Origin of the sequence: Paraburkholderia sp. SIMBA_030, from assembly GCF_046535245.1 — a bacterium.
Lineage (GTDB): Bacteria > Pseudomonadota > Gammaproteobacteria > Burkholderiales > Burkholderiaceae > Paraburkholderia.
On sequence record NZ_JAWRXB010000019.1, the window covers coordinates 158,469 to 180,841 of the forward strand.

Annotated in this window: 17 protein-coding genes and 1 pseudogene; 4 read left to right on the forward strand and 14 right to left on the reverse strand. The window is 63.0% G+C overall.

Annotated features, from left to right (window positions below; translation table 11 throughout):
* Positions 1-106: 106 nt before the first annotated feature.
* On the reverse strand, positions 107-766 hold the full coding sequence (locus SB772_RS29125) for a 3-oxoacid CoA-transferase subunit B (RefSeq protein WP_410836621.1): 660 nt from the start codon (positions 764-766) through the stop codon (positions 107-109).
* Between the two features lie 13 nt (positions 767-779).
* On the reverse strand, positions 780-1,478 hold the full coding sequence (locus SB772_RS29130) for a 3-oxoacid CoA-transferase subunit A (protein ID WP_410836622.1): 699 nt from the start codon (positions 1,476-1,478) through the stop codon (positions 780-782).
* Positions 1,479-1,823: 345 nt separating this feature from the next.
* Between SB772_RS29130 and SB772_RS29135 the strand changes: the two genes are divergently transcribed.
* Both SB772_RS29135 and folE read left to right on the forward strand, forming a co-directional pair.
* On the forward strand, positions 1,824-2,753 hold the full coding sequence (locus SB772_RS29135) for a LysR family transcriptional regulator (RefSeq protein WP_410836623.1): 930 nt from the start codon (positions 1,824-1,826) through the stop codon (positions 2,751-2,753).
* A gap of 123 nt (positions 2,754-2,876) precedes the next feature.
* Positions 2,877-3,515, forward strand: a complete 639-nt coding sequence (folE, locus tag SB772_RS29140) for a GTP cyclohydrolase I FolE (protein ID WP_410836624.1) — start codon at positions 2,877-2,879, stop codon at positions 3,513-3,515.
* 154 nt (positions 3,516-3,669) lie between these two features.
* Here the strand turns inward: folE and SB772_RS29145 are convergent, their stop codons facing one another.
* The 4 genes from SB772_RS29145 to SB772_RS29160 form a co-directional block, all read right to left on the reverse strand.
* Positions 3,670-4,575: a DMT family transporter gene (locus SB772_RS29145; protein WP_410836625.1), complete on the reverse strand. Its 906-nt coding sequence runs from the start codon at positions 4,573-4,575 to the stop codon at positions 3,670-3,672.
* A gap of 443 nt (positions 4,576-5,018) precedes the next feature.
* Positions 5,019-5,822 (reverse strand): AraC family transcriptional regulator, encoded by an 804-nt coding sequence (locus SB772_RS29150; RefSeq protein ID WP_410836649.1) that lies wholly within the window; start codon positions 5,820-5,822, stop codon positions 5,019-5,021.
* Between the two features lie 85 nt (positions 5,823-5,907).
* A complete protein-coding gene (gene epsC / locus SB772_RS29155) occupies positions 5,908-6,834 on the reverse strand; it encodes a serine O-acetyltransferase EpsC (protein WP_410836626.1) in 927 nt (308 codons plus the stop codon).
* A 167-nt stretch (positions 6,835-7,001) separates the two neighbouring features.
* Positions 7,002-7,235, reverse strand: coding sequence for a hypothetical protein (locus SB772_RS29160; RefSeq protein ID WP_410836627.1), 234 nt, complete (start codon positions 7,233-7,235; stop codon positions 7,002-7,004).
* Positions 7,236-7,555: 320 nt separating this feature from the next.
* Here SB772_RS29160 and SB772_RS29165 point away from each other — a divergent pair, with 320 nt between their 5' ends.
* Together SB772_RS29165 and SB772_RS29170 are read left to right on the forward strand one after the other, a co-directional pair.
* Positions 7,556-8,011 (forward strand): DUF3005 domain-containing protein, encoded by a 456-nt coding sequence (locus SB772_RS29165; RefSeq protein WP_410836650.1) that lies wholly within the window; start codon positions 7,556-7,558, stop codon positions 8,009-8,011.
* A 242-nt stretch (positions 8,012-8,253) separates the two neighbouring features.
* Positions 8,254-8,859 carry a short chain dehydrogenase gene (locus SB772_RS29170; RefSeq protein ID WP_410836628.1) on the forward strand — a complete coding sequence of 202 codons (606 nt, stop codon included), beginning with the start codon at positions 8,254-8,256 and terminating at the stop codon, positions 8,857-8,859.
* Between the two features lie 81 nt (positions 8,860-8,940).
* On the opposite strand, the gene tssM is transcribed toward SB772_RS29170, so the two are convergent.
* The 8 genes and pseudogenes from tssM to tssH form a co-directional block, all read right to left on the reverse strand.
* A complete protein-coding gene (tssM, locus tag SB772_RS29175) occupies positions 8,941-13,038 on the reverse strand; it encodes a type VI secretion system membrane subunit TssM (protein ID WP_410836629.1) in 4,098 nt (1,365 codons plus the stop codon).
* 29 nt (positions 13,039-13,067) lie between these two features.
* The gene (gene tssL, locus SB772_RS29180) at positions 13,068-14,399 is read right to left on the reverse strand and encodes a type VI secretion system protein TssL, long form (RefSeq protein ID WP_410836630.1); all 1,332 of its coding nucleotides are present in this window, start codon (positions 14,397-14,399) and stop codon (positions 13,068-13,070) included.
* A gap of 58 nt (positions 14,400-14,457) precedes the next feature.
* Positions 14,458-15,804, reverse strand: a complete 1,347-nt coding sequence (tssK, locus tag SB772_RS29185; protein ID WP_410836631.1) for a type VI secretion system baseplate subunit TssK — start codon at positions 15,802-15,804, stop codon at positions 14,458-14,460.
* 43 nt (positions 15,805-15,847) lie between these two features.
* Positions 15,848-16,351: a type VI secretion system lipoprotein TssJ gene (gene tssJ / locus SB772_RS29190; protein ID WP_410836632.1), complete on the reverse strand. Its 504-nt coding sequence runs from the start codon at positions 16,349-16,351 to the stop codon at positions 15,848-15,850.
* 111 nt (positions 16,352-16,462) lie between these two features.
* Positions 16,463-16,948, reverse strand: coding sequence for an Hcp family type VI secretion system effector (locus tag SB772_RS29195; protein ID WP_410836633.1), 486 nt, complete (start codon positions 16,946-16,948; stop codon positions 16,463-16,465).
* 84 nt (positions 16,949-17,032) lie between these two features.
* Positions 17,033-18,524, reverse strand: a pseudogene (tssC, locus tag SB772_RS29200) (type VI secretion system contractile sheath large subunit).
* 35 nt (positions 18,525-18,559) lie between these two features.
* Positions 18,560-19,108 (reverse strand): type VI secretion system contractile sheath small subunit, encoded by a 549-nt coding sequence (gene tssB / locus SB772_RS29205; RefSeq protein WP_410836634.1) that lies wholly within the window; start codon positions 19,106-19,108, stop codon positions 18,560-18,562.
* A gap of 47 nt (positions 19,109-19,155) precedes the next feature.
* Positions 19,156-21,855, reverse strand: a complete 2,700-nt coding sequence (tssH, locus tag SB772_RS29210; RefSeq protein ID WP_410836635.1) for a type VI secretion system ATPase TssH — start codon at positions 21,853-21,855, stop codon at positions 19,156-19,158.
* Positions 21,856-22,373: the final 518 nt, after the last annotated feature.

Below are 22,373 nucleotides of genomic sequence, written 5' to 3' on the forward strand. Positions count from 1 at the left end.
AGGATGCTGTGAGACGCGCCTGACGCACAGTCCGTTTAGACAATAGACAGCGTACCGCACACGGCGTTGTGGCGTATTGTGCGCCGCCGTTAGCCGCGCGTGACGGTTACGCTGCGCGAGCCGATTGGGTGCCGTCGATCAGCGGCACGCCGGTCAGTTTGTGCAGTGCATCGAAGTCGATGTCCGAGAAGATCTCGCGCACGACGAGGCCTTGCTCGGTGACGTCGATCATCGCCAGATCGGTGTAAATGCGATTGACGCAGGCGACGCCCGTGACCGGATACGTGCATTCGGCGGCGATCTTGCTTTCGCCCTGCTTGGTCAGGTGCTCCATCATCACGTAGACCTGCTTCGCGCCGATTGCGAGGTCCATCGCACCGCCGACGGCCGGAATGGCGTCGGGCGCGCCGGTATGCCAGTTCGCGAGGTCGCCCTTCACGGACACCTGGAAAGCGCCGAGCACGCAGAAATCCAGATGCCCGCCGCGCATCATCGCGAACGAATCCGCGTGATGGAAGTAGGCGCCGCCCGTAAGCAGCGTGACGTGCTGCTTGCCGGCGTTGATCAGTTCGTCGTCTTCCTCGCCGGGCGCGGGCGCGGGGCCCATGCCGAGCAGACCGTTTTCGCTGTGCAGGAAGATTTCCTTGTCGGCGCCGAGGTGGTTGGCGACCAGCGTCGGTACGCCGATGCCGAGGTTCACGTAGGCGCCTTCGGGGATGTCCAGTGCAACGCGCCTGGCCATTTCATCGCGGGTCAATTTTTTCATGTCGGTCTCCGGGTCAGGCGGCAGTGGCGGCGGCGCTTCGATGTGCTGCTTGCGGCACTTCGATCACGCGCTGCACGAAAATGCCGGGCGTGACGATCACTTCCGGATCGAGTGCGCCGAGCGGCACCACTTCCGACACCTGAATGATCGCGGTTTTGGCCGCGCTTGCCATGATCGGTCCGAAATTGCGGGCTGTCTTGCGATAGACGAGGTTGCCCCAGCGATCGCCCTTATATGCCTTGATCAGCGCGAAGTCGGCGTGCAGCGGCGCTTCGAGCACGTAGTGCTTGCCGTCGATCAGGCGGGTTTCCTTGCCTTCGGCGAGTTTGGTGCCGTAGCCGGTCGGCGTGAAGAATCCGCCGATGCCGGCGCCTGCCGCGCGGATGCGTTCGGCGAGGTTGCCTTGCGGCACCAGTTCGAGTTCGATTTCGCCGGCGCGATAGAGCGCGTCGAACACATACGAATCGGTTTGGCGCGGGAATGAACAGATGATTTTGCTCACGCGTTTGGCTTTGAGCAGCGCCGCGAGGCCGATGTCGCCGTTGCCTGCGTTGTTGTTGACGATGGTGAGGTTACGCGCGCCTTGTTCGATGAGCGCGTCGATCAGTTCGGACGGCATGCCTGCCGTGCCGAAGCCGCCGATCATGACGGTGGCGCCGTCGTGGACGTCGGCGACCGCCGCTTGAAGTGACTCGAAAATCTTGTTGATCATGTCGAATTTCCTTTTGGGGCGCTGCGTACCGCTTTTGGCCTTCGCCTTTGCGGGCGGGCTTTATGCGGGACGGTCTCCGGGCCGTTTTGCCCGGTTGTGCCTGCCGGGCGGAAGCGCTGGTTCATCGTCTTGGTTTTGTTCGCTAAAAGAACAGTGATTCGATTAGCGAACGTTTCAGCGAATTATGGTTGCCCTTCGGGCGCGTTGTCAAGGCAGGGGAATCCTTAATCATAGGTTTTTGCCTACCGCATTGGGGTAGGCTTACCCCACTATCCAATTTACCAATTTACCCCCTACCCTCTATCCAGATAGCGAATACCTCTCCATAGCGCCGCAGGCAAGAAAATGCCAGACCTAGCTTTAGACCTGAACCTGATCCCCTACCTGGTAGCCATGGAAGACACCCGCAATGTCAGCCGCGCTGCGGAACAGCTAGGCGTAAGCCAGCCGCGCGTCAGCACCGCACTAGGCCGCTTGCGCGAGTACTTCGACGACCCGCTGTTCGTGCGCACATCCCGCGGCATGGAACCCACACCGCGAGCGCTAGCGATCCTCCCCGCGGCCCGTGACGCGCTCCTGCGTATCGAAAAAGGCATGCTCGACGTGCAAGACTTCGACCCCGCAACCAGCACCCACACCTTCTCCATCGCGCTATCCGACGTCGGTGAAATCGTCTTCTTGCCGCGTCTGCTGCAACGCTTCGCCGAGCGCGCGCCCAACGCAAATCTGCGCTCGGTGTCGCTGTCACCCTCGCATGTCGAACGCGGACTCGAATCGGGTGACGTCGATCTGGCCGTCGGCTATTTCCCCGACCTGTCCGGCAACAACTTCTTCCAGCAGCGTCTCTTTACCCATCGATTTATCTGCCTGATGCGCACGGGTCACCCGCTCTCAAAAGCGCCGCTCACGCTGTCCCAGTACGTGACGTCAGGCCACGCGGTGGTCCGCGCCGAAGGACGCAGCCAGGAAGTGCTGGAGCTATACCTCGAAAAGAAACGCATCAAGCGCCGCGCCGTGCTCGAAACGCCTCACTTCATGAGCCTGCCGTTCATCCTCGCGCGCACCGATCTGCTCGCGACCGTGCCGCACGCGATCGGCTTCGCGTACGTGTCGGAGCATGCGTCGATCACGCTCGTCGAGCCGCCGTTGCCATTGCCGCGCTTCGATCTGCGGCAGCACTGGCATCGCAAGTTTCATAACGATCCGCGCGCGAGCTGGCTGCGCGGCATCGTCGCCGAACTCTTCAACGACGCTAAGGACGAGTGGCCGAAATAGCCGCCGCCCCGACAGCGAACGTGGACATCGGCACGACCCGTCACAAAACATGGAACAATGGCCTCACTCATTGAACCCGCGCGCTCCATTTAGCGTCGACGCGCGATCCCGGAGGAGCGACGGATGACCAGCAGCAAGACAAAGAAAACCAAACCCGCAGGCGCACCGGAACGCCCAAGCCGCGAGGAGGCCGAAGCAGCGGTACGCGTGCTGCTGCGTTGGGCTGGCGACGATCCGCAGCGCGAGGGTCTCGTCGATACGCCGGCGCGCGTGGTGCGTTCCTATGAGGAGTTCTTCGCGGGCTATCAGATCGATCCACGCGAACTCCTCGCCCGCACCTTCTCCGAAGTGGACGGCTACGACGAAATGATCGTGCTGAAAGACATCCGCTTCGAAAGCTATTGCGAACATCACATGGTGCCGATCATCGGCCGCGCGCATGTCGCCTATCTGCCGGGACATCGGGTGGTCGGCATCTCGAAGCTGGCGCGTCTCGTCGATGCGTTCGCCAAGCGTCTGCAGATTCAGGAAAAGATGACGGTGCAGATCGCCGACACGTTGAACGACGTGCTGCAACCCGAAGGTGTCGGCGTGATTCTCGAAGCCGCGCATCAATGCATGTCGACACGTGGCGTGCATAAGGCCGGCGTCACGATGGTCACCTCGCGCATGCTGGGCACGTTCCGAACCGATCCGTCGACGCGTCGCGAGTTTCTGGCGATCGTGGGCAATCCGGGTGTGGTGTCGGTCGCCAATACGTAAGCGGCGAGACCGGTGGTGCGGCCGCATCGAATGCCGCTTGGCCCCTCTGGCGTTGCCGCGCGCCGCATGGATCCGGCCAAGGCGGCGCGCGACGCCGCCCTGCTTTATGCTGCAGTTTCGAACCGCTGCTCGATTCCCGAGTTCGAGCAGCGCCTCACGCTGTGCTGCGCGCCGTACGCGTCTGGCCGAAAGTGGCGAGCAGCACTGCACCGAGCACGCACGCGACGCCTGCGAGTTGCGCCGCACTGACCGGCTCGTGCAACACGACAGCGGCCAGCGCGACCGCACTCACCGGCACGAGTGCGGTTATCAGCCCCGCTTCCGCGCCGCTGATTCTCGCGGCGCCCGCGTACCAAAGAACGAAGCCCGCCACGGTCGGCACAAGCGCGTAGTACACCACGCCGCTCAGCGCGTTCGCATCGAACGGCAGGTGCCAGGGTTTTTCGAAACATGCCGGCACGATCGCGACCGCGAAGCCGATACCGCACATCAAGGCTGACAACGGCAACGCCGCAACGGGCGTGCGCAACTTTCGATTGAGCAGGATGAACAGTGCCTCGCAGACAATCGCCGCGAACACCAGCGCATTACCCGTCAGCGAACTGGCCGCATGCGGCGCGGCAAGATCGTCGATACGCACGGTGCACACCAGCACGCCCAAAGTCGCGAGGACGATCGCGCCGATCAACGCGGGTGCGGGCCGCTCGCCGAGCGCGAGCATCGCGACCAGCGCGGAGACAGCCGGCAAGGTCCCTGCGATCACACCGGCATCGGCCGCCGAGGCAAGCTTCATGCCGCTGATCAGCAACACTGTATAACCGACACTACCCGCGCCGGCCTGGGCGACCACCAGCAGCGTGTCGCGCCGATCGAGACGCGGCCAGCGCACGCCGCGCCCGCGCATTACTAGTACGAACATCGGGAACGCAATCGCAAAACGTAGCGCGGTCGCGCTGAACGGCGGCAATCCCGTCGCAATCGATTTGCTGACGACCACCGTGCTGCCGACGCCGATCATCGCCAGCGCGCAGAACAGGTATCCCGCATAGCGCGAATTCATGCTGCCATCCTTATTCGTTGGAGTGAGCAGGCAGATTAGAGCCGGAGCAGGCGGAAGGTCTTGAACGAAATTGCAGGGATGCAGGCTTGGCGCACGGCTCGGGAAGGACTCGCCGGCGCGAACCAGGCAAACAGTTTCAGAAAGTACCTGCAGGCGCAAACCCCGCGTGCGGTTTAAGAAGCACCTCTCGGCGCGCGCAGCGCCGCCGGAAGTATGACTGCGTTGTCACCAGCGCGGAGTGCGCGAGAGCACCGATTCCAGATGCTCCACTACCTCCTCCAAGCCAGGGGACCCGCTTAAGAATTAGCGGTTTGAGCCGCTTTCTTTTGCCTACTTTTCTTTGCGGCCGGCAAAGAAAAGTAGGTGCCGCCCCGCACAGGGGCAACGCTAATAAACCACTGACAAAGCAAGGAAAGGCAACGCCGTAGGCAACCAGCCAAACCTCACCGCATGGCCACCGCATACCCCGCCGGCGTAACCCCAAGCAACCGCACAAACGCCCGCGTCATATGGCTCTGATCGGAAAACCCAGCAGCGGCAGCAGCATCCACAAGCGGTACACCCCGCGCGATGAGTTGCCTCGCGAGCCCAATACGCCGCTGCATTCGATAAGCGTGAGGCGGCAGCCCGATCTCATGAGCGAAGCCGCGCAGCAATTGAAAGCGGCTCAAGCCCGAATCCGCTGCAAGATCAGCAAGCGTAAGCGCTGAAGAAGGATCATCGTCAATACGAGCCTTAGCCCGCGCAATCGGCCCCAACGCATCCACCGAGGACGAACGCGCTTGCAGCGTCGCGTGACGCCTCACAAGATACCCGAGCAACCCAAGCAACGCTTCTTCGCGCACCAGATCGTCGGGTACGAATTGCGCTTCGACGGACACCGCGAAGAGCCGCTCGAACAGCACTTTCAGCAACGGATCCCGCGCGACGGGCTGCGTAAGCTCGATTTCACGCGCGGCGACACCGCCGCCCAACTCACAGGCCACGCCGCCCAGCATCGACGGCTCGAAGTACAGCATGCGCCATGCACGGCCGCGCTCGTCAAGCGGACTGCCATCGTGCACTTCACCGGGATTGACCATGATCGCGTCGTTCGCGCGCGCTTCGACCACACCGCGCCCGCTCGCCGACCGATGTCCGCCGCTGACGATCACGCCCACCCCGAAGCGATCATGCGAATGACGTGGAAACGAGTGCGCGGTTTCGGCCACCGTCGCTTCGACGCCGGCAATCGCGCAACGAGGCATATGAACACGGCCGCGCGACACGGACTCGCCCCTCAACCGTGAAACGGCAAACGGCACACCGACGTGCAAGCGAACGCGCACCTCATCAACGGCGCACCTCATCGCCACGGTCGCCTTCGCGAACCTTGCCTTGCGAGACGCTACTGCCAGGCGGCACGCTATGCGTGAGCCACACATTGCCGCCGATCACCGAGCCGCGCCCGATCGTCACGCGGCCGAGAATCGTCGCGCCGGCGTAGATCACCACGTCGTCCTCGACGATCGGATGGCGTGCGTTGCCCTTGACCAGGGTGCCGTCGAGATCGGCGGCAAAGCTCTTCGCGCCGAGCGTCACCGCCTGATACAGACGCACGCGCTCGCCGATGATCGCGGTCTCGCCGATCACGACGCCCGTGCCGTGGTCGATGAAGAAGCTCGGCCCGATGGTCGCGCCCGGATGAATATCGATGCCGGTCGCCGAATGCGCGATCTCGTTGATGAAGCGCGCCAGCAAGGGCACGCCGAGCCGATGCAGCGCGTGCGCGAGACGGTGGTGCGTCATCGCCCACACGCCCGGATAGCACAGCAGAATTTCGGTGATGTGCTGCGCGGCCGGATCGCCGGTGAAAGCGGCCTGAATATCGCTGACCAGCAACGCGCGAATGCCCGGCAACTGCGTGCCGAACTCGCGCGCGACATTGAAGGCGTGCGCCTTCAGTTCCGCCTCCGGCGTTTCGCCGAATTCGGGCAGAAAGCGCAGTGCGCGTCGAATCTGTTCGGCGAGCAATCGCAAGGTGCTTTCGAGCGTATGGCCGACATAGTAATCGACGGTTTCGTCGGTCAGATCGGGGGCGCCGTAGTGCGTGGGAAACAGCGCCGCGCGCAGGCCGGCGACAATGCCGGCCACGGCGTCGCGCGACGGCAACTCGCGAATGCCGAGCGGATGGCGCGTGCGATGCAATTCTTCGCGCGACGCGCGCAGGTCCGCGACGATCTGTTCGAGACCCCAGTTGTGGGAAGGCACGTTAGGCATAAAAGGACGGCGCCGTGCCGTGGGCACGGTTCAGAGTGATTGTCCCGAGAGATTACCGCGTTTTTCCGCGGCTCGCGCGGCGCAGCGCGCCTGCCATGTCGTTGCCGCGAGGTTGCCGCGCGGTCGCCGCGCAGCCACTGCGGCAGCCCGCCACCGCTGGATGCGATTCAGATGGTGACGCTGCTCGCGTCGATCCAGCGCACCGCCCAGTCGCGCGCGTGCGCGATGGCGGCTGCTTCGTCGGAAAAACGCAGATCGGTGGGGAAAAAACGGTTGGCGACCAGTTCGCCGTCGCTCGAGCGAGAGATGACCACATAAGCTTGCCAACTGCCATCGCCCGTGCGCGCCGGCGCGCAATTCAGCAAGTAGCCGCGATGTGTGAATGCAGCATCGAAATGCATGTGTCACCCGCCCTGACGGCCCCGTAAAATATGTTTTGAGTTAGCGCGCCGCCGTTCCATACCCGCCATGCTGAAACAGTCAGGCAAATGTCGTCGATCTAACTGAACTGCGCTCCGCTCGCCGGAGTAAGATCATACTCTGTAGAAAATACGCGTCCATTAAAAAAAACGAAAAGAATCGCGGGCGCAATCGCCAGGTGAAAACCCCTTCCGCCTGGCCGGGACGCAGTCGCGGCACAACCCGCACGCGCACAGACGTCGCGCTTGAGGAACGGCTTTTGCTGTACTTCGACCCTGTCCTCTTCATCGGAGAAAGCATGATGAACAGCACCGATATCAACAAGCGAGCAGACGTGGCCACGCTTCCGGGCGCCGCTCGCCTGAGCACGGCGGAACTGCACAACGATCGCACGCACGACAGCACCGTCGACACCGACGGCAAAAACCGCGAGGCGGCACGCATCGCGAGCCACAGCCCGATTGCCGTCGACGAGATCGTCACCAGCAATGCGACCCTGTGCAACAGCGTGCCGGAGGCGCTCGACGGCATGGCCGGCTTCGACAGCCGCATCGGCGGCAATCATCTGCTGCTGGCGCTCGAACCGGGCTATATGGTGATCGACAAAGGCATGTTCGAACCGCAAGGCGCAGATCCAGCCGATCATCGGTTCGACGACCCGCGCCAGGCCGGCGGTCACAGCGAACGCGGCCGCATCCATTACGTCCCTAACCATCTTCGGCCCACTCGCGTGATTGAATTACGCCGGACGAAATAAATCGTTCCCGCTTTGCGCATGGCTTACTCATACGTTTGAATCCAGCCGCTGACGCTTATTAATAAAGGAATTATTAAGCGCATGTCGTTTGAATGGCGATGCGCGCTTTGTCGCGCTTTGTGTCTGACTTTGTGTCTGGATTAGAAACCGCTGGTTGCAGGACCTGCACGCCATAGCGGCTTTTTCCGCTCATCCGATACCGGCACAATGCTCTGCACGTTTAACCCTCAACGGAGCAGCAGATGAAAAAGATCGTTGTGATCGGCTCAACCGGCACCCTCGGCCAGGCAGTGACAGCGGAATTGAAGGCGCGCCATGAAATCATCGAAGTGGGCGCGACGCGCGGCCAGTATCGCGTCGACAGCACCGACCCGGTGAGCATCGAGCGGCTCTTTCGCGAAATCGGCAAAGTGGACGGCGTTGTGACGACCACCGGCAAGCTGCATTTCGGCCCGCTGCCGGAGATGAGCATCGAACAGTTCTGGGTTGGACTGCGCGACAAGCTGATGGGCCAGATCAACGTGGTGCTGACCGCCCAGCAATACGTGAATGACGGCGGCTCGTTTACGCTGACGAGCGGCATCGTCGGCGACGAGCCGATTCGTGAAGGCGCGAATGCAACCACCGTGAATCTGGCGTTGGAAGGTTTTGTGCGGGGCGCCGCGATCGAACTGCCGCGCGGCATCCGCATCAATGTGGTGAGCCCGACGGTGCTGACCGAATCGCTCGGCGCTTTCGCACCCTACTTCCGTGGCTTCGAGCCCGTGACGGCTCAGCGCGCCGCATTGGCCTATGTGCGCAGCGTAGAAGGCGCGCAAACGGGCCGCGTATATCGCGTGGGGTATTGATTGGGATGCTGACTGCGGTTTTGAACAGGCATGTAGTGGCTCTACGGCCCTAGCGCTGAGCGGCTCGGGACCATGGTCGCGTCACCGGCCAACGCCGGACGCAGGCAACATCGGTGGGTTGGCCGATGGCAAACCCGGCGGCGGTCCGCTGTCGGTCAGGTTGAACATGGGCATCGAGCTGGGGCATCTGAAGGTTTTCAGGACATCGCTCGTCAGCGGATTGGCGACGCTGCCGGTACTCGCGATATCGAGCACGGCCTTGCGGCCGTCGAAGTCGAGTGCGACACGCGTACGTCCAGGCGTTGCGGTCTCGACCACGTGCCCTTTCTGCAGCAGGCGCATCAGCGCCCACGGGCCGTCCGTCGAAAGAGTCGATGTATCGGGCCGGATGCGAGGGTTCGCCGTGATCTCCGCGTGAACGCCGCCGCGCGGGCCAGGCCAGCTCACCATGAACGGCGTGACGGGGCCGTGCTGATAAAGCGTCGCCTGGCCATCGATGTCGATCGTCAACCCGGTAATGGTCGGGTCCAGTTCGGGAATCCGGATATCCGCCTTCCACGTCAACTGTTTCTGGCCTGGATCGCCGAAGAACACGTCGCGGATCGCCTTCGCGTGCTGGAACGGCTCGAGGTCGGGGCCCTGCACCGGCTCCGTTGCACCGGGCAACGTCCGGTAGCGCCAGGGCTTCGCCGATGTGTCGACAAACGGCGCCAGCGTCTTTGCGAAGAAGTCATCGATCACGCCGCCCTGGGCGAACACCCGTGTGAAGTCGTCGGTGCTCACGTCGCGCTGGCTGTCGGGCGCGAACGGATAGTTGCCTTCGATGGTCAGCCGGCAGGTGTCGCCGACGACCGCCTGCATCTGCCGCGACAGTAGCTGGCCAATACCCTGGTTGACCTCGCGCGAGCCGTCAGCGCCGAGTGCCAGCAGCACCGCGCGGAACGGCGCGGGCATCGTGTCGGCGGTCATCTTGATTTTTGCCGCCGTGTCGCTCGCCGGCGGCATGCTGTTGTTAGTCAGCGCGTTGTCGGCGACGGTGAGCGCCGTGTAATAGTCATTCAGCAGGTTCGTCACCCCGTCGAGGCCGGTCTTGCCTGCTTGTGCCGCTGCAGGCTGAGCTGCACCCTGAGCGTCGGCGCTGCCGGTCACCACCTCGCGCAGCGCGGCGAAGTGGCTGTCGACAAGTTCACGCTCGACGCGCTCCGATGCACGGATACCGAGCGCCTTGTCCGCCTTCTGGCTGAGCTGGTCGCTCGCCTTCTGCAGGAAGGAACCGTCCGACGTGGCCACGGGCTGCGTCAGCGTCGTTTCGTGCACCGACGCACGCGCAAGCCGCGTAAGCGGAGAGTCGGGCGCTGCAAAGCTGCGCAGCACCTGCAGGTTGAACTGCAGACTCGTCCCCGTCACCGTGCGGATGTCCCCGAGAAACGCATCCCACTGCTGCGCGTATTCCATCAGATACTCGCGGCGGATGGCTTCGGTCAGCGGATCGTCGGCGCCGGTCGCGGTACTCACAATCTCAGCCGTTTTTTTTTGAGCTGCATCGGACAAACCCGCCAGATATGAGCGGCCCATCACCCATGCGTCGTCATCCCGTGCAGCCTGCACGAACTCGGGTAGCCGCTTGTCGAACAGGTTCCGGTATCCGTCGAAGGTGAAGAGGCCCGGCACGCCGCGCGAAAGCGGCGCGCCGCTCGCCCGCGTGAAAACCGTTCCGGCCTGCGGGCCCACCGCGCGGATCAGCGTGAACTCGTCTGGCGCTTCCTTCTGCATGGCGGCCTTGGCGCGCTGATAGAGCCGGTCGGTCGCGTTGCTGCCATCGAGAAACGCACGCGCCTGCTGGATCAGCGCGTCGTTGCGAATCAGCGGCGACTGGACCACACGCTCGCCAGAAAAGAGCTGCTGAACATGGTCAATCATCGATGCCCGTCCGCCGAACACGGCAGCGCTGTCCGTCTTCGCCCAGTCGTCGAGCACCCAGGCCTTGACGTCAGTGGCATCGAATCTGGCCTTGTCGTAGAGCATCAGGTACACGCGCAACGCATCGTAGGCGGCCTTTGAGTCCTTGTTCGCGATAGCCTGCGAAATGACATCTTCCATCCGGTGCACAATCTGCGGCAGCAACAGGTTGTCCTCCAGCGCGTCGTACGTGTGGTGGCTTTCGGTCACGACGTCGGCTGCGGTGTACAGACCGTAACGGTATGCGCTATCGGGGTCCGACAGGTCGAGGCCCTGATACGTCGGCAGATAACGCGCATCGGTCAGCGTATCGGGCACGGCCTCTGGCTTCGGCTCCCGGTACAGCTGGGCCACCTTTGCCGCGAGCGCCTGCGCCTTGTGTCCGATTGCACCGAGATAGGCGCTGTTGTTGCCGAAGCTGATGCGCCAGCCGAGTGCGAACCACACGAAGAGCAGTAGCGCGAGTGCATGGCCAATCAGGCGCAGCAGGCGGAAGCGGTACTCCCACCGAAGATTCGGCCGCACCAGGTGGGCCTCCGGAAACACCACCCTGGTCAGCAGGTCGTGCAGGAAGAAGCCCTGGTTGCCTTCCTGCCAGAATGCGCGCGGGGTCGACACGCGTGCACGTGCAGCCGCGAGGCGCTGCAAAACCGTGCGCCGCTCAGCCACGATTTCGCTGCCGGCCTCGGTCTGTATCTGTGTTGCGCTCGTGAAGTACACGCCGCGCAGGGTTGCGTGCAGTTGAGTATCGTCATAGCGCGAATCGAGGAACACGCGCTCGATCAGCTCGCCAAGCGGGCGGGTCAGCGCGGCGAACTCTTCCGACAGCGCGGCCAGCCGACGGCGTTTGCCCGCGTCATATTCGTCCTGCAGGCGCGTATCGACACCCTCGGCCAGACGCGCGGTCAACTGGCCCAGTTCCTGGTTGCAGCGGGCACGGACACCTTCATTCGCGATGGTTTCCTTGCCGTATGGAAGCGTAAAGCCCCAGGTCTGCGCGCGGCCTTCCGCAGTCAGGGAACCGAAGTATTCGGTGAAACCCGTCAGCCGGTCCATCTTCGTGACCAGCAGGTAGACCGGAAAGCGGATGCCCAGCTCCGTACGCAGTTCGGCAAGACGTGCCCGCAGCGTCGCCGCTTCAGCAAGGCGCGCGTTCTTGTCAACACTCGTCAGCTCAGCAAGATCGACGCTGAGCAGCGCGCCGTTGATCGGCGCGCGCGGACGGTGCTGGCGCAGCAGCCGCAGAAAGCCCAGCCACTCTGCCGCATCCATTTCATTGCGGACTTTGGCAGGGTCTGCGTGTAGCGGGATGACAGCGGTTGCCGTGTCGCGTTTCGTTTCGGCAGCCGCCGTTGTGTTCTTTCCGTCAGCACCTTCGGTAACTTCACCGCCTGCCTCGCCGGCCGCCTTGCTGTCCGGTTTCCCGGATGAAGCGCTAACCGGCGGAGACGGCAGTTCATGCTGCGACGTCCCGTGGCGCGTGTAGTGTCCGGCCGTGTCGATCAGTACCGCCTCGTTGGTCAACCACCAGTCGACGGAACCGGCATCGCCCGCCAGCGTGCTCGTCGCCCGCTGCATCTGTTCGGCGACGGGAAACGACAGCCCCGCGTTCAGCAGCGCGCTGGTCTTGCCAGACGCGTTCGAGCCAAGCGTGATGTACCACGGCAGTTCATACAGGTAGCGCTTGCCCTGGAACAGCTTGCCCAGCCCGCGCGCACCGGTGCGCATCGCCTTCAGGCGCGCCAGTGCGCCGGCAACCGCCGCGTTGACCTTCTTCAACTGGCCAGCTGCGGGCGATTCCTCTTTTTTACCACCGAATTCGAGCAGCTTTTTGAGGAACTGCTCGTCGCTGCGCATCCGCTGCCAGAGCCGGAAAACCCAGTAGATGACGAACACCGTCAACACGACGGCGATGGCTATCAGCCGGGCCGACGCCGGCGCGAAAGGTTCATCGTGACCAAAGGCGAGAAGCGGCGCCGCGTACCAGATCAACAGGCACATCAGCGCGATGAAAACCACGCTGGTCGACCAGCCGGCAAGCCACAGCAGCACCCCGGCAAGCAGCAGCGCAATCACGAGGACGCGCATGCCAGTGGCCGCGAGTGGCTTGAGGCCGCCAAACGCAACCAGCGGGCCGACGAACCAGATGACGAGAGCAACGATGATGAGCGCAAGAAACGCGAGGAACTGGCGCGACACCAGAAAAGACAGCTTTTTCATGCTTATGTCCGATGAGTCTGGTTCGTCCGTTACCGCGCGACCGTGATTTCGACACGGCGGTTCTGCGCACGGCCTTGAAGGGTCCTGTTGTCGCCAACCGGATCGGCGTCGCCCTTGCCGACGGCTTCGAGACGGTTCGCCGGCACACCGGCGGCCTGCAGCATCTGCATGACCTGCGTAGCACGCTCCTCTGACAGCGCCTCGTTCGAGGCAAACTGGTGACTTCGGATTGGTACGTTATCGGTGTACCCAAGGACGGTCACCTTCCCCGGCACTTTCGCGATTTCGCCGGCAATCTTTGCGATAAGCGGCCCCATCGCCGCCTTCACCGACACGCCCCCCGGCGGGAACATCGCGTCGCCGCGGAACGTCACCGCGCTGTGGTGTGAATCCTCGTCGACACTGACGGTGCCAGCAGCGATTTCGTTTTTCAGCAGTTCCTTGAGGTGCAGCGACGGCGAAGCAGGGGGCGGTGTCATGTGCCCGATGTCGGCGATCTGCTTCTGGACAGCGGCGCTATGGTTTAGCAGTTCGTACTTGAAATAGCCGAACAGGCCGAGCAGGATCAACGAGAGCACAACGACCGTGATCCAGACCGGGAAGTCATAGAACGAGACACGCCTGCCCTTCACGTCGGATTGCCAGTGGGGCGACAGCGCGACGGGCACGGGACCCCGCTGCGACATGATCTCGTTGTAGAGTCGCTGCCGCACGGCGTCGTGCTTGCGCGGACCGTCGGCCTCATACCGGTAGCGGCCCTCGAAGCCCAGGCTCAGAATCCGGTAGATCACCTGGAGCAGGTCCCGATGTTCCTGAGGCTCGGTCATCAGCCGGCCAATGAGCAGATAAACCTTGTCGCCGCCCTGGCGGTCTTCATGAAAGGTCGTCGCAAGACCATTCGTGATCCACTCCACGCCGCGCTCGCCGCCCTTTCCCCAGGCAGTCTGCATGGCCGCTTCATCCAGCGCTGTACACAGGCAGTAACGTGCGCCGATCATATGGTCGCGGCGGATGTTGGACTGTTCGCACAGCTTCTGGAATACGCGCATTTCCTGCTCGAGCAACTGGCGAAGCTGGTCAATGCCGTCCTGATCCAACTGGTCGGGCATGTCGGCCAGCGCACGCAGCAAGGGGCGCGCGGCTTCGAGCAGCGGATTGCGGGCGGCCGCAATCGCGGAGAGGCGAGCCGCGGTCGACTCTCCCGGCGGGAGTTCCCAGCGAGCAGGTGACGTGGTCTCGCCCCAGGTCGAAGCCCCAGGCGATGTATCCGGGGCGGACGGCGGTACTGACGAGGGCTTCCCGCCTTGAGTATCCCGCCATTGCGCCCACTCGTCGGGACGGTTTGCTGCGTCTGAAGTCACTACATTCCCTCTTTCTGGTTTGCCGACGGAATCATCCGATCCACGCCGGTACCTGGCGTTATCCGCGCACGCCCCACAGTTCGACCTTCAGCGACGGGAAGTCACCGGCCACGTGTAGTGCCAGCCCACCGTGGCGCGCGATTTCGTCCCACAGTGGTCCGCTGCGCGTCAGCTCGTAATAGACATAACCGGCGTTGAACGGAATCTGTCGCGGCGGCACCGGCAGCGCCTGGAGTGCAAGACCGGGAAGGTGGCCGCGTACCAGGTTCGGCAGCTTGTCGGAGGGCCCCGCTTTCGCCTGTGCCACGAACTGCTGTTGCAGTACGTCGGGTGGCATTGCCGCGTGCACAGCGAGCACCACGGCCGTAAACCCCTGCATCTCGGCCGGGTCGACCACCGCATTGCGCATGCCGTAGCCCTGGTCCGCGAGCGTAATGCTCTGCGCGCTGCGCACGAGCACCGCGTTGAGCAGGCGGTGGGTGTCGTCGACTACCGGTTTCAGACAGAGGTGCGGCGTCGTGTGCCGGTACGGCGGATGGGAGTCAAGTGGTCGGCGCGTCTCGGTGCGCACATAGGTCGACAGCTCCCCTGCCATGCTGAGCAGCAGCGCGTATACGTCGGCGGGTGAGGTGGTCGGTACCCGTCTCAGATGCTGTAGCAGCGGCTCGTAGCGGTTGAGCGTCTGCAGTAGCAGATAGTCGGAGACTTCGGCCGCCATACCCGAGACGCCGTCGCCGCCCGTGAGGCGCTGTGCCAGCGCGTTGGCGCGCAGGCGTGTGAGGTCGTGGATTTTCGCAAGCCAGCTCGCGAGCAGATCGCTCGCGCCATAACCCGCCACTGGGGGCACCAGCGTGTCGTCGAGTTCGATGCTGCCGTCGGCGCGGATCGTCTTCACCCTCGTGAGCGCCAGTCCAATCCAGCCTCCCGTCAGTTCCTTTTCTGGAACAAGCCGCAACCTCAGCCTGGATAGCTGGATGTCCTGCGCTCCAATGCCAATCGAGTTCGTGTCGCGCAGTTCGACATCGAAAACAGAATAGCGGGCCAGTGAGTCCGACGCCTCATCAAAGGTTGTCTCCTCGCCATTGGGCACACGCACCGGTACCGCCAGATAGATCACCTGCTCCAGGTGTTCCGGCCGGACCGTGAGCGGGGGCGGCGGAGGCGTGCTGCCTGGCGCGTCGAAGGGGGTGCCATCGGCGAAGACGCCGGCAACCGACTTCACGATCACCTTGCCGAGCGCAAGCGCCTCGATATCCAGGCCGTACTGGCTGAAGCCGAAAAAGAACGGTGAGAGCGGCGCCGCACGCTTGTGTGCGTAGTGTTCCAGGTAGCGTTCCTGCTGCTGGAACTGCGGTGTGCGAAACAGCACGCCATCGCACCAGGTGACCTTGTTATACCAGCTCATGCGCGCCTGTCTACGGATTGCACGGAATGTTCCGAGTGTTGTTTCATTTGGGAGTCTCGGTGACCTTGATCGCGTTCGCGTCAAGTGTGATTGTCAGTTTCAGCTTCGGCGTCGAGAAGCGATACCACGCCTTGTCGGGCGCAACGGGCAGTGCATAGACGGCGCGCCACACGGAATTCGGCAGATCCCGGTACGCAGCCAGGATGCCGAGCGTCGTCGTGGCCGGATCGGCGGTTCTCGTGACCGTTACATGCTCGCCGGGGCGCAACTGGAACTGGTCGCGCTTCACGAGGTCGTCGGCCAGTACCGTCTTGTCCTTGTCATGCAGCGTAAAGAAGTCGGCCGCGTTAAACGCGCCGTCGGTCTTCAGTTCGTAGACGCGCACGATGATGGGTGCCGCTCGCTTCTGCTCGTCGGGGTTGACGTTCGAAGCTGCGTTCACCGTCAGGTCGAGCCGGAGCGGTTCTTTGGGCTTCGGATCACCGCTCGCGCAGGCAGCCAGCATCAGCGCAAGCGCAACAGCAGTGACGCGGGGGATCAGGCGCATTCGGGGCATGTCATGGGGACCGCAGGGGTGTCCGCGGATGTATCAACGAAGGTGCCCATTACAGGCGGCTCAATATGCCGCCACCTGCAACGGGCCGGACGACAACAGGCGTTATGCTTCCTTGTTGCCCTTGATGTCGAAGCTCGCCGTCACAGCGCCGCCGCTGCCGCCCTGCGCGTTCTGCACGACGTATTCCTGCTTGACCTTCGCGAACGACAGCGAGACGAACTCGCGGCTCTTCTCCGCGTCGTTCTTGCTGCCCGACGGCTTCACGCGCGTGACAATCACGTCGCTCATCGTGAGCTTGAGGTACTCGAGCGGGTTGCCGCCAGCCTTGCGCATGACGAGCACGGCCTGGTCGATATGCTTGCCGGTCAGTGCGTACTTCATCAGGTTCGGGCTTGCGCGGTCGATCGCGTGTTCGAATGCGAGGTCCTTGACGGTGGCCTTGCCGGCGCCGCCGCCGCTGCCGGCGTGCATCGACGACTCCTGCTCGATCTCCCAATCCCAGTTCAGGACTTCGATTTCGTCCTTGTGCTTGTCGTCGAGCGACTCGCCGTTGATGCCGTCAATCTTGAGAAAAATATCCTGTGCCATCTATTTACTCCCTGATGTTGATGATGAAAATAGTCGGACTCACGGGTTACCGTTTCCGACCGGACGAGGATCCCAGCCCACACGTCAGGCGGCTTCCTTGATGGACGGCAGCTTCGCGACGAGGCGCAGCGACACGGTCAGGCCTTCGAGCTGGAAGTGTGGGCGCAGGAAGAACTTCGCCTGGTAGTAGCCGGGATTACCTTCCACTTCCTCGACCACGACTTCGGCGGCTGCGAGCGGCCGGCGCGCCTTGGTGTCCTGCGACGAGTTGACCGGGTCCGCATCGACGTAGTGCATGATCCATTCGTTCAGCCACCGCTGCATGTCCTCGCGCTCCTTGAACGCGCCGATCTTGTCGCGCACGATGCACTTCAGGTAGTGCGCGAAACGCGAGCAGGCAAACAGGTACGGCAAGCGCGCGGACAGGTTCGCGTTAGCCGTGGCATCCGCGTCGTGATATTCGGCGGGCTTCTGCAGCGACTGCGCACCGATGAAGGTGGCGTGGTCGGTGTTCTTGCGGTGAATCAGCGGAATGAAGCCGTTCTTCGAGAGTTCCGCCTCGCGCCGGTCCGAAATCGCGATTTCAGTCGGGCACTTCATGTCGACACCGCCGTCATCGGTCGGGAACGTGTGGCACGGCAGGTTCTCGACAGTGCCGCCCGACTCAACGCCACGGATCAGCGAACACCAGCCATACAGCTTGAACGAGCGGTTGACGTTCACCCATCGCGTAAGCTGCGTTGGCCCACGCATAGCGGCGGTGGTCCGAACCCTGCGTGTCTTCCTCGAAATCGAACTCGTCGACCGGGTTGGTCTTCGCACCGTACGGCAGGCGCGACAGGAAACGCGGCATCGCGAGACCCACATAGCGGGCGTCGTCGGTATTACGCAGCGAGTTCCAGGACGCGTATTCGAGGTTCTGCGTGAAAATCTTCGTGAGGTCGCGCGGATTCGCCAGCTCCTGCCACGATTCCATCTGCAGCACCGACGGCGCCGCGCCGGAGATGAACGGTGTGTGCGCGGCGGCAGAGACCTTCGCAATCGAGGCGAGCAGGTCCACGTCCGGCGGCGTATGGTCGAAGTAATAGTCGGCGACGAGGCACCCGTACGGTTCGCCACCCAGCTGGCCATATTCTTCCTCATAGATCTGCTTGAAGAGCGGGCTCTGGTCCCAGGCCTGGCCCTTGTAACGGCGCATCGTGCGACGCAACTCGTCCTTCGACACGTCCATGAAGCGGATCTTCAGGTGCTCGTCGGTCTCAGTGTTCGACACGAGGTGATGCAGCCCGCGCCACGCCGATTCGAGCTTCTGGTACTCCTCCTGATGCAGGATCAGGTTGATCTGCTCGGAAAGCTTGTGGTCGATCTGCGCGATGATGGCGGCGATGCTCTTGTACGCATCGTCGCTGATCGTGGCCGACTGTTGCAGGGCCTGCTCGGCGAGCGTCTGCACTGCGAATTCGACGGCTTCGCGCGCCTGCTCGCTCTTCGGCCTGAATTCCTGCGTCAGCAACTGCGTGAAGTCGGAATGCGTCTGCGCCTGCGGGGCGCCTGTCTGTGTCTGCTGTTTTGCCATGGTCGGCTATCCTCGGGTGTGGACTTATTCGGCGCTCAATTCGCGGCGGCTTCGTTGCCAGCTGCGTCATCCGTGGCGTCGTGCAACTGCGGCTTTGGCGCCGCGGCCAGCGACTTGAGCAGCGCCGGGTCCTGCAGCAGCTGATTCACGAGGGTCTCGGCCCCCGACTTGCCGTCCATGTAGGTCTGCAGGTTCGCGAGCTGCGTGCGGGCATCGAGCAGTTTGCGCAACGGTTCGACCTTGCGGGCGATCGCTGCCGGCGAGAAGTCCTCGATGCTCTCGAAGGTCATGTCGACCATCATCTGGCCGTCGCCGGTCAGCGTGTTCGGCACAGCGAATGCAACGCGCGGCTTGATGGCTTTCATGCGTTCATCAAAATTATCGATATCAATATCGAGGAAGCTGCGGTCCGCCACCGCCGGCAGCGGCTCGACCGACTTGCCCGACAGGTCGGCGAGCACGCCCATCACGAACGGCAGCTCGACCTTCTTTTCCGAGCCGTAGACTTCGACGTCGTACTCGATCTGCACACGCGGCGCACGATTGCGCGCGATAAATTTCTGCGAACTGCTCGAAGCGGACATGAGTGGTCTCCGTGAACGGTGTGAACGATGGTTAAGAATCGGCAGGGTTAGTGGGTTTGCCCGACGGGAACAGAAGCAGTCGCGTCAGCGGTGCCGGTCGCATGCCGGAACACCAGCGCTGTCGCAGGTAAGGCAGATGCGTCGGCCACGCCGATGCCAATGTGCGAGAGCGCCTGTCTTGACGAGAACGCGTCGAGCCACAGCGCCGAGAGCCGTGGCAGCACGTGCTGCTCGATGAACCCGATCAGCACCCGCGCGCCGGTTTCCTGCACCAGACAGCGACCGACGATGTAGTCGACGACGGCATCGTCACAGGTCAAGGCGATGGCATGCGCATCGGCCATGCGCGTGACGACCCGATCCAGATGGAGCCGCACGATGCGCGCGAGTGAGGCGTCGGCAAGCGGCCGGAACGGGACCACGGTCACGCGCCCGAGAAATGCGGCCGGGAAAACTTTTAACAGCTCGGGTGTGAGCGCCTCGCGCAGGCCTTCTGCGTCCGGCGCGAGCGACGCGTCAGCACAGAGGCTCGTGGTCAGCTCCGAGCCAACATTGCTGGTAAGCAGGATCGTCGTGTTGCGGAAATCGATATAGCGGCCATCGCCGTCCTCCATGTAGCCCTTGTCGAACACCTGGAAGAACATCTCGTGCACGTCACGGTGGGCCTTCTCGATTTCGTCGAGGAGCACCACCGAATATGGGCGCCGCCGCACGGCTTCAGTCAGCACGCCCCCTTCGCCGTAGCCGACATAACCCGGCGGCGCGCCCTTGAGGCCCGACACCGTATGGGCTTCCTGATACTCGCTCATGTTGATCGTAATCAGGTTCTGTTCGCCGCCGTAGAGCGCCTCGGCGAGCGCAAGGGCGGTTTCGGTCTTGCCCACGCCCGAGGGACCGGCCAGAAATAACACGCCAAGAGGCTTCTTCGGGTCCGTCAGACCCGCGCGCGCGGTCTGCACCCGCTCGCCGATCTGACGCAGCGCATCGGACTGGCCAATCACGCGCGCGCCCAGTGTGTCAGGGAGGGTGCGCACGGCGGCCACTTCGTCGGTGACCATGCGGCCGACCGGAATACCGGTCCAGTCGGAGACGATGTCAGCGACAATCGCCTCATTGACGTCCGGGAATACCAGTGGCGTATCGCCCTGCAGTGCGGTCAGGGCGTGCTCAAGCCTGCGCAGCCTGTCGATCGTTGCGGCGCTCGCCTCCTGAGTGCCGGCTGCCACGCGGGAAGCCAGGAGTTCCTGCACGGCATCGATCTGTGCTGTCCAGCGTGTCTCGATGGCCAGCGCTTCGGTGGTCAGGGTTTCAAGCCGTGCATGGACCGCATCAAGCGCTTCGCTGGAGCCCAGTCCCATGCGCATCTGCTCATCCAGCAGCCGCAATTCGACGTCCGCTGCCTGAGTGCGCTGGCGCACGTGCTGCAGTTCGCGCGGCGGAGCGTGCTGGGATAGCGCGACGCGCGCGCAGGCGGTATCGAGCAGGCTGATTGCCTTGTCCGGCAACTGGCGTGACGGAATATAACGGTGTGACAGCATGACCGCCGCCCGGATCGCCTCGTCCAGCACAACGACGCCGTGGTGCTGCGAGAACGTGTGCGCGAGTCCCCGCACCATGTCAATCGCGGCGCGCTCTTCCGGCTCCGGCACCTGCAGCACCTGAAACCGGCGGGTGAGCGCGGGATCCTTCTCAATGTGCCGCTTGTACTCTGACCATGTCGTCGCACCGATCGTGCGTACGGTGCCGCGCGCGAGCGCGGGTTTCAGCAGGTTCGCCGCATCCCCGGTGCCGGCCTGGCCCCCCGCGCCGATTAGCGTATGGATTTCGTCGACGAACAGGATGACCGGGACGGGCGACTTCGCCGCGGCTTCGAGCACGCCTTTCAGGCGCGCCTCGAACTCGCCCTTCATGCTCGCGCCGGCCAGCAGCGCACCCACATCAAGGCTGAGCACCCGCACGCCAATCAGCTTCGGCGGCACGTCGCCCGAGGCGATGGCGCGCGCCAGCCCCTCCACGACAGCGGTTTTTCCCACGCCCGCTTCGCCGGTCAGCAAGGGATTGTTCTGCCGACGGCGCAGCAGCACGTCAACCATCGTGCGGATTTCCAGTTCGCGGCCAACGACCGGGTCGATTTCGCCTGCATGCGCGCAGGCCGTCAGGTCGGTGCAGAACTGCTCGAGCGGCGTGCCTTTCACGGTCGAGGGGAGCGCAGACGATGCTTCACCGGGCACGGCGGGGGCGAATTCACTGTTGTCGTACGGTGCATCGGCCGCCTCGGGCGACCCGTCGATCCACGCGGGGAGCGCGTTATCCAGGTCATCGACCGCGATCCTGCCGAACGCGGGCGAGATCGAAAGCAGCACGCGCCGCAGCTCCGGTGTCTTCAGGAGGGCAGCCACAAGCCATGCACCGCGCACGCGCCGGTCGTGGTAGCTCAGGGTCGCGAGGACCCACGCGCGCTCAATGGCCAGTTCGACGTGATGCGAAAAGTCGCTGATGGAACTCGCGCCCGCAGGCAACGCAGCGAGCGCTCGCGCCATGTCACGATCGAGCGCGTCGCGCTCGATGCCCGCGTGCCGGATGATCCGGTGCAGGTCGCTGTCGGTCATCTGCAGCAACTGATGCAGCCAGTGAACCAGCTCGACATACGGATTGCCACGCAGCTTGCAAAACGAGGTGGCCGACTCAACGCTACGGTAGAGCGTGGCCCCGAGCTTGCCGAACAGCACCTGGCGCGAAATCGTCATTAAAAAATACCCTGTCTTTGTTGTTCATGGCGGTACTGCACTACAGGCTTCCATCGCCCGCCCCTACTAGTTTGTAGTCCTCTAATTTGTTCGCCTGGCCAGCGTCGTCCGACCCGCTCACACGTCACCCGCTTTCTACGTTTTAAACGACTTACTCTGAACGGGGCCGAATTAATCTCACGAAACGAAGATGTTCGTCAACCAGTAAGTCGACTAAAAATTCTCAGAGAATGTCAGGACCAACTTCCTGTCACTGGACAGTGCCATAAATTCGTCGCATGCTTCCTCCATGGCCTTTAAACGCGCGTGATACCGCGCTGCAACGCATTGTGTCAATGGGACAAATCCTAAATATCGTGACGAATCACCATAATCGGGGACAAGGCTAATTGTGAATATTCGTTAAAATTGACAATTGCTTAACAATTAATGATTTTTGTCTCGAAATTGTTTCCAAAAAATAATGCGACAAGCGACCAATACGGCAATGGACGAACAGTCCCCAGTTGTGTTTAAAA